The sequence below is a fragment of the Streptomyces guryensis genome, assembly GCF_021261325.1.
Taxonomy (GTDB): Bacteria; Actinomycetota; Actinomycetes; order Streptomycetales; family Streptomycetaceae; genus Streptomyces; species Streptomyces guryensis.
In genome coordinates this window covers 12,874-28,334 of record NZ_JAJSBI010000054.1, presented here as the reverse complement: position 1 = coordinate 28,334, position 15,461 = coordinate 12,874, and the positions used below count along the sequence as shown (strand labels likewise).

The 15,461-nt window shown below is 66.7% G+C and carries 13 protein-coding genes; 4 read left to right on the top strand and 9 right to left on the bottom strand.

The features are described 5' to 3' along the window. Window positions 1-928: 928 nt before the first annotated feature. The 4 genes from LJ657_RS47295 to LJ657_RS47275 all read right to left on the bottom strand — a co-directional run bounded on the left by LJ657_RS47295 (window position 929) and on the right by LJ657_RS47275 (window position 7,725). Window positions 929-5,698: a putative T7SS-secreted protein gene (locus LJ657_RS47295; protein ID WP_232655923.1), complete on the bottom strand. Its 4,770-nt coding sequence runs from the start codon at window positions 5,696-5,698 to the stop codon at window positions 929-931. Continuing rightward, window positions 5,698-6,330, bottom strand: coding sequence for a hypothetical protein (locus LJ657_RS47290; RefSeq protein WP_232655922.1), 633 nt, complete (start codon window positions 6,328-6,330; stop codon window positions 5,698-5,700). The genes LJ657_RS47295 and LJ657_RS47290 overlap by 1 nt, the downstream gene beginning before the upstream one ends. Next, window positions 6,327-6,719, bottom strand: a complete 393-nt coding sequence (locus LJ657_RS47285) for an SseB family protein (RefSeq protein ID WP_308117157.1) — start codon at window positions 6,717-6,719, stop codon at window positions 6,327-6,329. Before LJ657_RS47285 ends, LJ657_RS47290 begins: the two co-directional genes overlap by 4 nt. A gap of 796 nt (window positions 6,720-7,515) precedes the next feature. Continuing rightward, a complete protein-coding gene (locus tag LJ657_RS47275; RefSeq protein ID WP_232655921.1) occupies window positions 7,516-7,725 on the bottom strand; it encodes a hypothetical protein in 210 nt (69 codons plus the stop codon). Between the two features lie 158 nt (window positions 7,726-7,883). Here LJ657_RS47275 and LJ657_RS47270 point away from each other — a divergent pair, with 158 nt between their 5' ends. The 4 genes from LJ657_RS47270 (at window position 7,884) to LJ657_RS49295 (ending at window position 11,687) form a co-directional block, all read left to right on the top strand. Beyond that, window positions 7,884-8,552 carry a transposase gene (locus tag LJ657_RS47270; protein WP_232655920.1) on the top strand — a complete coding sequence of 223 codons (669 nt, stop codon included), beginning with the start codon at window positions 7,884-7,886 and terminating at the stop codon, window positions 8,550-8,552. Window positions 8,553-8,910: 358 nt separating this feature from the next. After that, the gene (locus LJ657_RS47265; protein WP_232655918.1) at window positions 8,911-10,671 is read left to right on the top strand and encodes a reverse transcriptase/maturase family protein; all 1,761 of its coding nucleotides are present in this window, start codon (window positions 8,911-8,913) and stop codon (window positions 10,669-10,671) included. Window positions 10,672-10,836: 165 nt separating this feature from the next. Further along, a complete protein-coding gene (locus LJ657_RS49300; RefSeq protein ID WP_372488079.1) occupies window positions 10,837-11,151 on the top strand; it encodes a hypothetical protein in 315 nt (104 codons plus the stop codon). Window positions 11,152-11,156: 5 nt separating this feature from the next. Next, complete coding sequence (locus tag LJ657_RS49295; protein WP_372488078.1) at window positions 11,157-11,687, top strand: transposase; 531 nt, start codon at window positions 11,157-11,159, stop codon at window positions 11,685-11,687. Between the two features lie 214 nt (window positions 11,688-11,901). On the opposite strand, the gene LJ657_RS47255 is transcribed toward LJ657_RS49295, so the two are convergent. From LJ657_RS47255 to LJ657_RS47235, 5 genes are all read right to left on the bottom strand, one after another. Further along, window positions 11,902-12,111, bottom strand: a complete 210-nt coding sequence (locus LJ657_RS47255) for a hypothetical protein (protein WP_232655917.1) — start codon at window positions 12,109-12,111, stop codon at window positions 11,902-11,904. A gap of 15 nt (window positions 12,112-12,126) precedes the next feature. Then, a complete protein-coding gene (locus tag LJ657_RS47250) occupies window positions 12,127-12,285 on the bottom strand; it encodes a hypothetical protein (protein WP_232655916.1) in 159 nt (52 codons plus the stop codon). Further along, window positions 12,286-12,528, bottom strand: a complete 243-nt coding sequence (locus LJ657_RS47245) for a hypothetical protein (RefSeq protein WP_232655915.1) — start codon at window positions 12,526-12,528, stop codon at window positions 12,286-12,288. Window positions 12,529-12,595: 67 nt separating this feature from the next. Beyond that, window positions 12,596-13,132 carry a hypothetical protein gene (locus tag LJ657_RS47240; RefSeq protein ID WP_232655914.1) on the bottom strand — a complete coding sequence of 179 codons (537 nt, stop codon included), beginning with the start codon at window positions 13,130-13,132 and terminating at the stop codon, window positions 12,596-12,598. A 31-nt stretch (window positions 13,133-13,163) separates the two neighbouring features. Further along, on the bottom strand, window positions 13,164-15,404 hold the full coding sequence (locus LJ657_RS47235; protein WP_232655913.1) for a hypothetical protein: 2,241 nt from the start codon (window positions 15,402-15,404) through the stop codon (window positions 13,164-13,166). Between the last annotated feature and the right edge of the window lie 57 nt (window positions 15,405-15,461).

Genomic DNA, 15,461 nt, shown 5'->3' with positions numbered 1-15,461 from the left:
ATCGAGATGCACGACGAATGGATCGCTTTCCCCCGCCGCTACCTCCCCGAAGGCAGCATGGACAAGATCTACCCACCTGAAGATCCACCCGACACGGCTACACCACTACAGGGGACATGACCGCCCACGCCCCGCCCCCCTGGTACCCGGTTACACGGAGTGTTGGTGATTCCACGATGCACAACACGGCGCAGTACAGGGTGCGCAAGCAGCCAATTACCTTCAATTACAAGCCAGTTGAGGCCCTCAAGCTGTGAGGGGCCCAGCATGCTCAAACAGGCGTCTGTGCTCGAAGCGGACTCAGGCACGGACGAGGCGACGAGACGGGACGCGGTCACAGCCCACAAACCCCGCCGCCCCCTCGGCCTCAGGTGATCACAAACCGGGCATCACGCAACTACGCCGAAGCCGTGGGTGATGCCCCACGGCTTTCGCAGCGCCCGGTCCTGAACCCAGTAAGGCAGGCCCTTACCATGTATGGCAAACGGGTATACCCGACGCCTCATCGGAGAACGGCATCCCGGCACCCCAGGAGAAAGTGTAGCGAGAATTAGCCGTGTCGTATTCGGCGCTAATATTTGCTGGTGCCAGGTTGAATTCTTCTCTCACCCACCCCTCCATGGCGAAAGCAGCCACCTCCGAAACATAGTCACTCGCAGGGAATGAGAGATTTTGCAGCCTCACCGTCAGGCCCCGCGGGTGCAGCGAGTTCAAGCTCTCTGAATGCAGAGACAGGCCGTACATCATCCATGCGGCGTCACGCCAGTGAAGTGGAGAATCCGGCAGTTCCAGCCAAAGATTTCTGTTGACCTGTACGGCGCACCGCGAAATGACCCCAGACAGGTCAGTCTCAGCGCTGATATCGGCAGCGAGTCCGCCAAGCGGGCTGCGTCTTCTGAAGCGGAATGTCCTTGCCAACGAATGTCCCTCAGTTTAGGAATTTAAGCAGGTGGAACACTCCCCTGCTGAAATAGTGTTCATTTCCCATGCCGGTATGCCCCCGTATGTAATCATAGTTATGGGGCTCTCCGTCGCCGTACAGCCTGCTGTGACGGTCCACGAAGGCTTCTGCGTCACTCGGAGACATGTTGACAATATCAGCCTTGCGTAGGCCGTCGAAGTCGCTGCCCGAGATCCTGAATTTGAGAATTTCCACATCGGCTCCTCGGCTGCGGAGGCGTTCTGCGTATCTCAAAGCCTCTTCCTCGGAGCCCCATGAGTAGACGCCTTCCCCATATTGCCCCCTGATGTCCTCCGCAGGCCAGGGTTCTCCGCCGTTGCGCAGACGCTCAGCGTCCGCTCGGCTTTGCACAGTATGGAAGTCGCGGCAAGGAGAGAGCCCAAGTGGGTCGGTCCATGTGTGGGGGTTGTGGACGTAGGTGGCTGGGTTGGGTGCGGGGGTGAGACCGAGAGGGTCGGGGGTGGTGTAGCGGGCGGTCTCGGGGTCGTAGTGGCGGAAGTGGTTGTAGTGAAGGCCGGTTTCTGGGTCGTGGTACTGGCCTGGGAAGCGCAGCGGGGTGTAGGCGGTTGCAGTGCGGTTCCAGGTGGTGGTGCCCCAGAGGGTGGTGCGGGTGCGCCAGGCGATGTCGCCGTGTTCGTCAACGAGTTCGGTGGGTGCGCCCACGAGGTCGGTGACGATGGCGTAGAAGCGCTGGTCGATCTCCTCCTGAGGTGCGTTGGCCAGCCTCTTGCGTTCGGTCTGGGTCAGGGGGTGCAGGCCGTCGTGATCCCAGGTGAGGGCGACGGTGGGCCGGGTGGGGTCGGGGGTGTGCGTGGTTTGTTCGCACAGGGTGGTGCCGTCCCAGGTGAAGTCCACCTGTTCCAGGACCGTTTCGCAGTCCGTGGCGAGGCGTTGTTTGGCGATGCGGCGGCCCAAGGGGTCGTAGCGGTAGCGCCAGGTGGTGCCGTCGGGGGTGATCACCGAGGTGAGGCGGTCTTCGGTGTCCCAGGTGTAGCGCCAGGTGTCCGGTTTGCGGGACAGGCGGGTTTTCTGGCGCAGGGTGATGCGGCCGGCTTCGTCGTGTTCGTAGCGGACGTTGCCTGCGCGGGTGATGCGGGTGCCGGTGTAGGTGCGCTCGCCGGTTGCCTCCTGGCCCGGCGTGGTGTCCGGCCAGGTGGCGTGGGTCTGGTTGCCTGCGGTGTCGTAGGCGTAGGTCTCCGTCCAGTTGGCGGCGTGGACGGTCGTGACCCGGCCTGCCGCGTCGAGGTCGAAGCGGCGCGTGCCGCCCAGGTGGTCGTCGATGCCGGTCAGGTGGCCGTCGGCGCGGTACGTGTAGGCGCGGTGCTGGAGGCGCCTGTCGGCAGGTCCCGTGAGTTCCTGCTCGGTCAGGCGGCCGAGGGGGTCGAAGGCGTGGGTAAGGGTCAGGGTGTCGGCGATGTGGCGGCTCAGTTCGCGGCCTGCGGCGTCGTGGGTGAAGGTGAGGGTGTGGCCGCCGGTGGTCAGTTCGGTGCGGTTGCCAGCCGGGTCGTAGGTCCAGGTGCTGGTCGCGCCGGTTGGTGTGGTGCGGCCGGTGCGACGGCCCAGGACGTCGTAGGTGTAGGTGAGGGTGCGGCCGTTGACTGTCTCGGATATCAGGCGGCCCGTCTCGTCCCGTTGTAGCTCCAGGACTGCCTCGGGGCTGGTCGCCCGGGTCAGACCGCCCGTCGTGTCGTACGTGAACGTGGTGACCGTTCCGGCCGCGTCCTTCCGCACCACGCGGCCCAGGACGTCCCGTTCGAAGCAGCTCGTCTGGCCCAAGGCGGTGGTGCTGGCGGTCAGTTGGCCCGCTGCGTCGTGTGCGTAGGTCACCGCGCGGTTGTCGAAGTCGGTCTCCGCGATCAGGCGTCCGGTCGCGTCGTACTCGTAACTCCAGGTCAGGCCCTGCGGGTTGGTGACCTTCGTGAGGTGGAGTTCCGTGTCGTGGTCGAAGGTGTAGCGCACGCCGTCGGGGCCGGTACGGGCAGCCAGCAGGTCGAAGTGGGTGTATTCGTAGCGGGAGACGGCGCCCATGGCGTCGGTGTGGCTGGTGCGGTTGCCCTCGCCGTCGTACGTCCAGGATTGCGTGGTGCCGTCGGCGGCGATACGGCGGGACAGGCGTCCCTCGATGGTCCATTCCAGACGAGTCACCGTGCCCAGTGGATCGGTGATCGTCACCGGGCGGCCGAAGGCGTCCCGCTCGTAGCGGGTTACGGCACCCAGGGGGTCCGTGATCTCCAGCGGCAGGCCTGCCGGGTTGCAGCGGATAGTGGTCGTCGCGCCCGCCGCGTCGGTGATCGCCGACAAGTGGCCCAGGGCGTCGTAGGTGAAGCGGGTCGTGGCCCCGGAGGAGTCGGTCACCTGCCTTCGGTTGCCGTACTCGTCGAACTGCTGGCTTGTGTGCGTGCCGTCGGCGCCGGAAATGGAGACGGGCAGGCCCTGGTCGTTGTAGCCGATGCTGGTGTAGCTGCCGTCGGGGCGGACGGCCATCATCATGCGGCCCGCCTCGTCGTAGGCGTAGCTCAGCGTACGGCCCAGCGGGTCAGTGACCGTCAGCGGGCGGTGGTAGCGGTCGTAGGTGGTGTGGGTCGTCGCGCCGTCGGGGCCGGTCTCCGACACGACCTGCAGATCGCCATTGACGTGGTAACGCGTGCTGTGGCCCAGGGAGTTGACCGCCGTGATGGCCCGCAGACCGGTATCCGGGTCGACCTCGCCGTAGGTGAATGTGCTGCGCAGGTGGCCCGCCTCGCCCGACTGGGAGACGCAGCGACCGTCATCGTCGTAGACATAGCCGTACGACGAGTTGTTCGTGTCCGTCCATGCGGTGATCCGGCCCAGCTCGTCGTTGGTGAAACGGGTCGGGATGCCGGACGAGTTCGTCACCGAGGTCAGGTGGCCGTGCTCGTCGTAGCCGAAGCGGACCAGTTCGACGTCACCGCCCGCTGCGGCGGCGTCAGCCAGATGCAGGGCGGTGATCCGCTTGCCGGCCGTCTCGATCCTGAGGTGGTAGCCGGCCGAGTGCACGATCCCGGTGGGGGCGGCCTCGTCGTCGTAGTCGAAGGTGAGCCACTGGCCCGAGCGGTCGGTGATCTGCTCCAGGAGGGCGATGCCGTTGCCGTCGCCGGCCGGGCCTGTGAAGTACCAGGTACGGCCGGATTCGGGATCGGTGATGGTGTAGTCGCCGTGGGCGTTCACGGTCAGCGGGTGGCGGCCGCCCTCCAGGGGCAGCGTCGGCACGCCGGGCGCCGGGTGCGGGTAGGCCAGCAGCGAGCCGTTCTCGTGGATGAAGATGACGCCTTTGGCGTCGATCTCCAGGCGCTGGTCCGCGGTGGACGTCCAGCGCGGGCCGAACCAGCGGCCTGCCCGGTACGACGACTCGAACTGCCGGGTGAAGACCAGGGGCAGCTTCGCGGGCAGGGTCACGTCCGTCTGCGGCAGCACCATCCGGCCCGTGGACATGTCAACGGGGTCGCCGAACAACTTGCACCGGACCTGCCTGGCGACATCCTTGAGCCCCTCGCCCACGCTCTTCCGCGCCGCTTGCTCTCCCGCGTCCTTCGCCGCCGCTCGCGCCGCATCGCGCACCGCCACCCGCGCGGCATCTCCGGCCGCCGCCCGGGCCACGCCGCCGGCGCCCTTGCCGCCGATCAGGTTCGAGATCAGATACCCGGCCGCATCCCCCGGGTCGCGACTCCAGCCGGTGCCCAGCAACGACATGGGCAGACGCTCGGGATGGGCGGCGGTACCCACCAGCCCGGCCAGCAGCATGTTGGAGTTCTTCATCCACTCACCGGGATGGGTGAGGTTGTAGACGTCCAACGGGTTGGCCGTACGCGCCAGCTTCAGCATGTCCGCGCCGCCCCTGAGCAGGCCGCCCGCGACATGGACCGAGTTCAGCTGCATGCCCACGAAACCGTCCTTGGCGTCCGCGCCCAAACGGTCGGTGAACTCCGGCTTCGGCGGCGCCAACTCCAGCGCGCCGGCGATCCGACGCTGCGCCTCGCGGGCCGCATCGGTGCGCTGGCGGCGCGCATCATCCAGGATGTCCTCCGCCTCCTGCCGGCCCGGTGTCCCCGGGTCGGCGAAGGCGCCCGGCTCGGCCGGTTTCGGGCCGGGATCCTGGCCCGACAGGAGCTTCGCGTCGTACTGCTCGGCCGCCCGGCCGTACGCCCGCACCCGGGCGCCGTACTCGTCCGCCGCCTGCCGGCTGACCTCCTGCGCGTGCCGCCAGGTGTCGATCGCCAGCTGCGCCTGATCCTGGGCCCAGCGCACCGAGCCCGCATACGCCTCCAACGCCCGGGCCGCCTCCTCGCACGCATCGGCCGCCCTCAGCCACTGCTTTGGATGCACCTCGAACTTCGCGCGGAAGGCATCCCCGGCCTCCCCCTGCCACAGACCGGCATCCAACGACCGCATGCCCTGGCCGACGTTCTCGAACGCCCCGGAGAACTTCTGCAGATGCCTCGCCCGTGCCTCCAGGGCCCCCGCACTGCCGTGCACCAGCTCCCTGGGATCCTCGCTCTCGCCCAGCGCCCGCTCAGCGACCTCGCCACCCAGCCGGTTGTTGATGCCCTCACCGAGATCGCGCACACCCTCGGCCAGACCGTCCGCGCCGACCGCCGACAGGACGTCCGCCCCTTGGTCCGCAGTCCAGTTGATGGCCTTGCCGACACCCTTGTTCACGCTCTCGGCAGCGCTCTCCAGGCCGTCACCGGCCTTGTCGACCCAATCCCCCAGACCCATCAGCGCTCAGCCTCGCCGGACGTGTCGGCCCTGGGCTGGAACGATTCGCTCCCGGGCTGCGGCGGGCCGCCCCACTGCCAGTCCGTACGCGGATCGAACAGCGCGTCCGGGGTCACCGTCGACGTCTGGATGTCCTCCTCCGCCTGCGACCATGCCTGCCCAGCCCCCGCCGCACCCTCCGCAAACGATGCGTCGCTGTAGTCCGCGTTCATGACCTGGGACGCCGCGTTGTCCTTGAACGTGTCCGACCAGGACCGCTGCTCGACCTGCTCCGGCGTCAGATACGGGTCGCCCGCCGCCGCCGTCCACACCCCCTTCAATGTGTTCGACACGTACTGCTCCTGCTCGTGATACAGCCCCGCCGACAGATTCAGCCGCTCCGCAAACCCGTTGGCGTCCTGCATCAGCGAGCGCACCCCCCAACCCCACCGCTCGCAGAAGTCGTCGAAGACCTCATGGAGGCCCGCGTCCCCCACCTCCAGGCCCGCCAGCTCCAGATCGCCGAAACCGCGACCCAGATTCGCCTCGATGTCGAAGCCGAAGTCCTTCAGCTCGTCCATCGCCTGGTTGATGCCACGGGTGATCCGAGCCAGCGCCTCCGGATCGACCTGATAGCCACCGCCGTCGCTCATATCCGCGTCCCCACCGCATCCACGGCCACCGCATCCGGCACGATCCCCGTCACCGGAGGCAGCACCATCCCCGCCGCACTGCCCGCGTCCACCGCGATCCCCACCGGCCCGCCCACCTCCGGCACCACCTGATCCAGCAGCAGCGCCCCGAACACCGGCACCCACCCGGGCACAGCCTCACCGCGCGCCTCGGCGAACCGTGCCAGCGCCGCGTCGTCCGTGAACACGAACAGCCATCGGATCCCGCCCGCCTCGGCCGACACCAGCGAGCCGTCCACCACCGGCACCAGCACCTCACTGCGCCGGAACTCCCCGACCAGCGCCCGCAGATCACCCCGCCCGGACGCCGCCAGATCCGCCAGTCGCAGCCGCAACGCCTCAGCGCTCACGCCGACCACCCGCGCCCCCCGTCGCCCCTCACCCGCCGAACACACAAACGATCGACCACTTTACAGCGGCTAACTCTATGAGGTGGATCGCCCTAGTTGCCCTGTCGCAGATGGTAGTTGAGTGTCGGCATCGGTCAGAGCCGCTGGGGCGCCCGGATGTCAACCGGCTCCGATATGCCCATCTGCAAACTCAGTTTGACGCGGCGGCGGATAGTTCGGCCCGATCAGTGCGGACTGGACATTCGCTCGTATCCGGTGCCGTGGGCTGGCGGTTGTCCCAAGTCAGGAGGATGGGAGCACCGAGCTGCCGGTACGCGGCGGTCCGGCCACGCAAAACTCTGTCCGGCCCCATACCACCCGCTGTGCTTCTTAAGCCGGTAGACCAGGCGCGGCGGAATGCCACGCACTTTCGACGTCGCGTGGTCAGGTCTACGGGAGTCACCCATCCGGTACGGGTAGACGATCACCCAGGGCCGGCCCACCTACGGGGTCGGCTCAGCAACCATGGCCCAGCTCAGGATACCCAGGGGGACCGCGACCACGACGACATAGCCCATCCGGTTTGCCACCCGCTGACGCATCGAGGGCTGCCAGCTATGGGATTCCCGGCGCTGGGACACTCCGCGCGGCTTGATCGCTTGGTACGCGAGGCATCCGAGCACGGCCACGCAGACCGAGACCTGCCACAGCTCGCGCATAATGCCCCATAACCCCATTAATGCCCCAGAACCCGATCCGCTGAATAGCGTGCGGCTCGATCCCCTGACGTGCGTCGAGCTCCGGGCCGTCCGGATAGTCACGCCCAGTGTCTTCGGAGGTGCATGTAGACGGCGTCGTCGGCGCTTCCGCCATCCGGCGTGAAGTGCCCGTAGCAGTCGTAGTCGGAGTTCCTACGGGTGTTGCTGGTGTTCACGCAGTTGTCCACCTTGTACGTGCCAGGGGTGCCGTAGACGCCCGCGGACAAGGTGAGGTCGGCGGTCGCAGTGACGCACCAGAAGGCAGTCACTAGCCCCGGCTCTTCAGCGGAATTGGTCGATCTGACGCCCTGACAGCAGAAAGGTGCCGCCGACCTGCAAGGATGCGAGTGTCTAGATCGAATCCGGCACAGGAGTCAGGGCACCTTTCTGGTGAGCGAGCGTACCAGGGTGGGACCGCGGTCTGTCTGTGACAGCCGACGGGAAGGGGCTGGTCGGGCATGCCGGGGCGGTGCTGTTGCGCAGACTCGCCGACCGTGTCGGCCTGACCGACGCGCTGGCAGGAGTGCTGCCATCGGGCACGACCTCGTCGTGGCGGGACCGGGCCACCGCGCTCGTCGGCCTCGTCGTCGCGATCGCGCTCGGCGCCACAAATCTGCTGGAAGCCGAGCAACTCCAACTCCACCACGGCCCCCTGTTCGGACCGGCAGTGTCGGACTCCACGCTGCACCGGCTGCTGTCCACGACGGACGAGACGAGCCGCGCACAGATCGCGAAGGTACGACAGCGGGTGCGTCGCCACGTCTGGACGCTGCTGCACCTGCGGCCCGGCGGCTTCCCGTACCTGACCGTCGCGGGGCGGTATCTGAAGGGCTGGATCGTGCTCGACATGGACGCCACGGTCATCACCGCGGCCTCCAGGAAACAGGGCGCCGCCGGCACGTTCAAGGGCACCTTCGGCTTCCAGTGCGCCATGAGGCGCTCTGGCGTATCCCCGGCTGAGCCGGGAGGGACTTGGAAGGAGGTTCCTGGGCCTGATGACTTACCCGATCCGGAAACGGTGACGGGACAAGAGCATGTCAGGAAACTGGCGGCCGTGCCGAGACGCTGCGGGCGGTGCGTCAGGTGGCCCGCATGACATGGCGAAAGCTGGATTGCCTGAACCCCAATCCCCAGCGGAGGCAACGAAGACTCCACCGGCAAGGCGTCTGAGGCCGGTGTCGTCGTCTGCGGCAGCTTGATGGTGTGGCTGCTGCACCTTCCGGACGGCGACGCGACGTCCAGTCAGGATGTTCAAGGGGATGAGTGGGGCGCCTACCTCACGCTGTTACGTACGTCGGAGACGAACATGGGATCGCCTACCGGATGAGAGTCCCAAGGCGACGGAGTGCCCGTAGTAGTCGCAGGGGTCACGGCCTGCCGGGGAGGACGGTAACGCCGTCCGCAGGGCGAAGGGGCACAGGTGATCGGACATCCCGGTCTGGGAGGTATGCGAAATGCAGAGCGCCGAAACGGTGCTGGGTGTCCTGCGTGAACGCGGCAGGCGCGGCCTGCCGTGCGAGGAGCTGTATCGACAACTGTTCAACCCGCAGCTGTATCTACTGGCCTACGGGCGTCTGTACTCCAACCAGGGGGCGATGACGCCAGGGGTGACCGGGGAAACCGTGGACGGCATGTCGCTGGACAAGATCGGACGCGTCATCGACGCGTTGCGCCACGAGCGCTTCCGATGGAGTCCCGCACGACGGGTCTACATCCCGAAGAAGAACGGCAAACGCCGCCCGCTGGGCCTGCCTTCGTGGTCGGACAAGCTGGTGGCGGAGGTGGTGCGCCTGTTGTTGGAGGCGTACTACGAGCCGGCATTCAGCGACGCCTCCCACGGTTTCCGCCCAGGTCGGGGCTGCCACACCGCGCTCCGCAAGATCGCGGACACCTGGCAGGGCACGACCTGGTTCATCGAAGGGGACATCGCCGACTGCTTCGGCAGCCTCGACCACGACGTCATGATGACGACGCTGGCGGCGAAGATCCACGACGGCCGGTTCCTCCGGCTCGTCCGACACATGCTGAGCGCCGGGTACTTGGAGGACTGGATCCATCACGCGACCCTCAGCGGCTCGCCGCAGGGTGGGGTGGCGTCCCCGATCCTGTCGAACATCTACCTGGACAGGTTGGACTCCTTCATCGAGAACGTCCTCATCCCGGAATACACCCGAGGACACTCCCGGCGGCCCAGCCGGGAGTACCACAGGACGTACTACGCAATGCGCAGGGCCCGCGAACGCGGCGACGACGCCACGTTCCGGAAATTGCGCCAGCGGCTGCGGTCGCTGCCCAGCTCGGATCCACGGGACCCGGGCTATCGCAGACTCCGCTATGTCCGCTACGCCGACGACACCCTGCTCGGGTTCATCGGCCCCCGGGCCGAAGCCGAGGAGATCAAGAAGCGACCGGCGCGGTTCCTGCACGAGGACCTCAAGCTCGAACTGTCGCCGGACAAGACCCTGATCACCCACGCCCGCTCCCAGGCGGCACGGTTCCTCGGCTACGAGATCACCGTCCAGCACAGCAGCACGAAGGTCACGAACGGACGGAGATCCGTCAACGGCGTCATCCGACTCCGCGTGCCGATCGCGGTGATCAACGCCAACTGCTCCCGCTACCTCAAACGCGGCAAACCCGCGCACCGCTCCGACCTGTTCAGTGCCCCGGACCGGGACATCGTCAGGATCTACGGAGCCGAGTACCGGGGCATCGTCCAGTACTACCTGCTCGCCAGCGATGTCTTCCGCCTGTCCCGGCTCCGTTGGGTCATGGAGACATCGCTGCTCAAGACGCTCGCCGGAAAGCACCGCACCAGGGTTGCGGCCATGGCCCGCAAGTACCAGTCCAAGGTCGACACCCCGGTCGGGCCCCGAAGGTGCCTCCAGGTCACCACCGAGCGTCCCGGCAGGAAAGCGCTGGTCGTACGGTTCGGCGGTATTCCGCTGCGACGACAGCGAACCGCTCTGATCGTGGACAAGACCACGGCCAGAGCTGCCCTCCGGCGCCGAGAGCTGATCTCCCGGCTCCTCGCCGGGCGCTGTGAGATCTGCGGCGCAACGGACGGCATCACCGTCCACCACGTCCGCAGCCTCACGGACCTGTCGACCCGCAGGCAGCCACACCCGGCATGGATGACGGTAATGCTCAGGAAACGGCGCAAGTCCCTCGTGACCTGCCAGTCCTGTCACGCCACCATCCACGCCGACCGCTGACGGAACCACGAAGATCACTGGAGAGCCGCCTGCGGTGAAAGCCGCACGGGCGGTTCGGGCCGGGGGCCACCGGAAAAGGACCCGCGCTCCGCGCGGGCACCTCGCCGGTGGCCTACCGGTACCCCGCTGGCCGCGTGGCTGGCCAACACCGACGAGTGCCTGGCGATGGAGCTGAGGGAAGGCAACGCCGGCGCGAACACCGTCGCCGATCACCTGCGGGTGCTGGACGCCGCGCTCGCGCAGATACCCCACTCCTCTCAGGCCAAGATCCTGGTCCGGGTCGACGGCGCCGGTGCCACACACGGCCTGCTCAAGCGCCTTCAGGCGCTGAACACCACGCGGCGCACGGTCCGCTACACCGCCGGCTGGACGATCACGCCCGAGGACGAACGCGCCATCGCCCGCCTCCCCGAAGCCGCCTGGGAAACCCCCTGCGACAGGACGGCGAGGTCCAAGAGGGCTACTTCGTCGCCGAGCTGACCGGGTTGAACACTCCTGAGGGCCGGCCCAAGGGCATGCGGCTGATCGCCCGCCGCGTCAAGCCCTCCCGCCGGCACCTGGGGAAGCTGACCGCGTTCGAGCAGAAGACCGGCTGGCGCTACTCGATCACCGCAACGAACATCCGGCACATGGGCCACATCGCCGGCACCCACCAAGTGCAGTTCCTCGACGTCCTCCACCGCGATCACACCGAGGTCGAAGACCGCGTGCGCACCAACAAGGCGATGGGACTGGCGAACCTGCCGTCCAAGTCCTGGGAAACGAATGCGAGCTGGATGCTCACCGCGAACCTCGCCGCCGATCTCGACGCCTGGCTACGGCTGCTTACCCTCCACGACCAAGCCGACCTCGCCAACGCCGAGCCGGACACCATGCGCTTCCGCCTCTACCACCTGCCCGCCCGCCTCGCCCACCACGCACGCCGCCGCCACCTGCGCATCGAACGGACCTGGCCCTGGGCCCAGACATTCACGACCAGCTGGAAGCGGATCAACAACCTGACGGCCGCCACCTGACGACCAGCCTCTGCCCCAACGCACACCGAGAGGAAGAAGACCAGCAGCCTCCGGGCCCGTGGAACCCGGCGCACCCCGCAGCGACACGCGACGGCCCACCCTCACACCGCAAGGAACATTACAGGCGAACCACCAGGCCACTCAACGACCAACCCCCACCCAAGAATCGAGGCTAGAGTGAGGATGACGCCGCACACCCAGCCGAATACACCCTTCATCCCTGCAACAAGATCCTCGGCTCCTTCTCCAGCAGCCGGGAAATTCCGGCCTGTTCGGCAAGGGCCCTGCGCTGCGGGTCGGCTTGGGCGCGCTCCAGCTCGTACTCCTCCCAGTCAGCGGGCTGCACGAAGAGCATGTCATTGCTCCCCGGCACGATCATGACGCTGCCGAAGGCCAGGTCACCGGCAAACCAGGCGCCTCCCACCTCGGCCTCCTTCGGTCAGCGGCGCACCGTCGAGGCGTTGATCGCACGCAGAGAAGGGGCGCCGTGCTGCCCGCGCACCGACAGCCGGACGGTATGCACATCGCCGAGGTACTTCCACTCGGAGCCCTTCTTGGACACCCGGGTGCGGTATTCCAGCGGGTAGGTGCGCAGCACCTACCCGCGCACCTTGAGGCGCGCCCCGTGGCGCAGCCGGAGCATCAAGAAGATCAGCACGAACAGGGCGGCCGGGATACCGAATGCGGGCAGGGCGGCGCCGTAGCCGATCAGGTGCGCCACCAAGGGTACGGCGAACAGGACTGCGGTGAGCGCGAAGCGGGCGGCGACGTGCCGACACAGCAGCGCGCGGTTGCGTCTGAGTACTAGCGCAACATCCGGTGCCACGGGCGGGTTATCCATGCGGTGGTTCTGTCCTTAGCGCCTCTGTCCTGCACGCAACCGCACCAGGCCGGTGGACGGCACGAGTTCAGCAGCCGTTGGCCTTCGCCACGATGGGGACGATTTTCTTCACCAGCTGAGTGAGCGCCTTTTCTTCCTTGGACAGGTCCTTGGGGTAGAACGTCAGGATCTCCACGGAGAAGCTCTTGTGGGGCCCCTCAACATCTTCTTCGGAGGAGTAACCGGCACACGCCTCCACCGCCACAGCACCACGGGAGTACACGGCGGCGTCGCCGGAGGCGTCGACTGTGACCTTCTTGTCCCCGTCGCCGTACATGGTGGCCCTCCTCTCCGCGATCTGGCGGGCAGTTTGTACGTCCTCGTGGAAGAAGTTGCGCACGAAGAGCGTCTTGTGGTTGTCGACCGCATATTCGCACCCAGAGGCGTACTTGCCTTTGTCGAGACCGTCCCCTGTTTTCGTCAGCTTGCTGCCGGGCGGGAAGAGGGGCTCGATGGTCTTCTTCCCGACGTGTGCTCCACACAAGGTGTCGGGCAAGGGGTATTCGACTTCGGGTTTCTTCCCACCAGAGCAGGCCGTAAGCAGAAGTGCGGCGAGTGAAAGCACTGCACAGCCTATACGGCGGCTGGGGCAATGATCAGCCATGGTATTGGTCCCCCCATTCGGCACCGGTGGCGTGGCTCTGGTCGACCTCTGCGCCCACGGCGTTCTGCAATTTCTCGCTCCCTCCGGAACGGGCAATGTCGGCGCGCACCGCCTCACGCACCGCCGACTGGCCGTTGGTGTAGTCGCGCCCCGCCTCGCTTTGGGCCTCGTTGGTGGTGTCCTGGTGCAGACTGTTAGCCACGCTTTCCTGGACGTCTTCGACCACCCAGCCGACGGCCTCGCCGCCCACGGGGATTTTCCCGATTGCGAGTCCGAGACCACGGCCAACCCACTTGTTAGCGGTGTCGACGTTTTCGTTGTAGTCGGCGTCGTCGTGCGCGTGGGTGTCGTGTACGGCGTGAGCGCGGGCCGCGCTCATGATGCCTGCGACCTCGGCTCCGGGGTGAGCGACGGTAGAGAGGCGCTGGGCAAGGGAGACTTCGCTGTCGTCCGGGCCCTTGATCTCCGCGTCGATAAGGGCAGAGGTATAGGCCTGCTGAGAACCGGTGAGTGCTGCGTAGGCATCAGGGTCCTGGCTGACCTGGTAGAGGAACTCCTTGGTCGCCTCGGCATCCAGATCAGCGCTCGCGCCTTGGACGGGCAGGCTTTCCTGGCCGGTGATTGAGCGCTGAATGTCGCCCATGTACTCGGCGCCGATGTTGCCAAGACTGTCGCTTGCCGCTGCGTAGCGGGCGGTCCCGTCGTCGCTGTTGAGCAGCTCTCCGGCGTCAGGGCCGCTGAATTTGTCGATCACCTGGGCGGCCAGATCAGCCTGATCCTGCGTGTGGGCAAGCGTGCCGGTGGAAGGGTCGGCGCCGGCGGGGCGGCCAGTCGTGGCCGCTTCGAGGGCGTGGCCCAGCGAGTCAGGGAAGTCGTTCATGGACTTCTGCACGGCGCCGGGGTCGTGGCCGGTGATGTCAGGGAAGGATTCGTAGTCCTTGTTGACGAGGTAGTCCAGGTAGTTGCTGGCTCCATGGATCTCGGAGAGCTCGCCCTTATGGGTGCCGTCCTCGGTGTATGCCTCCATCGGCGGTGTGAAGTAGTCGGTGGCGGCCTGCGGGCTGTGGCCCAGGGCTTCTAGGACGCTGTTCATGGGGTCGTAGCCGGCGCCGTCCTTGCCGGAAGGGTTGAAGCCGTAGTTGGGGTCGCCGATGTCGCCCTTGGTATCGGCGAAGAAGTACGGGTTCTTGTCGTGGAGTTGAGTGACGTGCTCGGCGATCGGGGTGAGGAAGGACGAGTCGTAGTTGCCGTAGCGGAGAATGCCGCCGAGGACCTGGTAGCCGTAGGGGCCCTCGCTCATGCTGTCGTCGTACAACTGGATGTGCTGGGTGCCGAGTTTGCGCAGGTCGGCGGTCCACTGCTCGGACAGATGGGGTTTGTGGTCCGGGTCGGTGGCGGTGGCGAGGGTGTTGCCCATGTTGCGCTGCATCTGCTGGAGCAGCGCCTTGCGTTCGTCGTCGGCGTCGGCGGTCTGCAGGGCGAGCTGGCCGTAGAGCTGGAGGGTGCCTTTCTGGCCGAGTTGCTTATAGAAGGCGGTGGCGAAGACCGGGTCGTTCTGGTTGGCCTTCATCAGGTGGTTGAGCTCGGTGAGCTCTGTGTCGGTGAGCTTGTCGCCCTTCTTCATCAGTTCGGCCGCGTGCGTGGCATCTGCCTCATCGAGGGAGGTGACAACCTTGGAGTTGAAGTCGGTCTTGTTTCCGCCGAGGTCGCGGCGCAGGGCCCAGCAGGCGGTGTCGTCAGCATCGGCGGCACGTTGAAGGACGCGTTCGATACGGCGGGCGAAGGCGTCGCAGGCCTCGTGTTGTTTGCGGATGATGTCCTGAGCGTCGGGGTCGTGGTGGCGCATCGGGTCCTGGGACATGTCGTTGCGCGGGGTGACGACGCCGGTGGCGCTCACCTGAAGGTCCTGTTTCTTGGCCTCGACGTTGGCGAGGTCGTGGAGGTCGTCCTTCGCCTTTTTCAGCTCCGTGTGCAGTGTCGTGAGGACGCCGGCGATGCCCTGCCCTTCCTTGTGTGCGTCCGCGAACTCCTGCTCGGCGGCGCGTACGTCGTTGTCCGCCTTGGCCGCCGTCAGTACCGGCTGGGTCCAGCCGGCCTGCCGGAAGGGGCGGACGACTTGATCGCCGTATGCGGTGTGGAGTCCCTTGAACTTGGTGACGGTCTCTTCCCAACGCTCAGCGGCTGCTTTGAGGTTGCTGAGGTTGAGGTGGTACAGCTGCTCGTACGTCGGCATGAGCTCGGCGAGTCTCCGTGGAGTCGAGTGTCTTGGCAGGTTGGCGCTGTGGCGGCA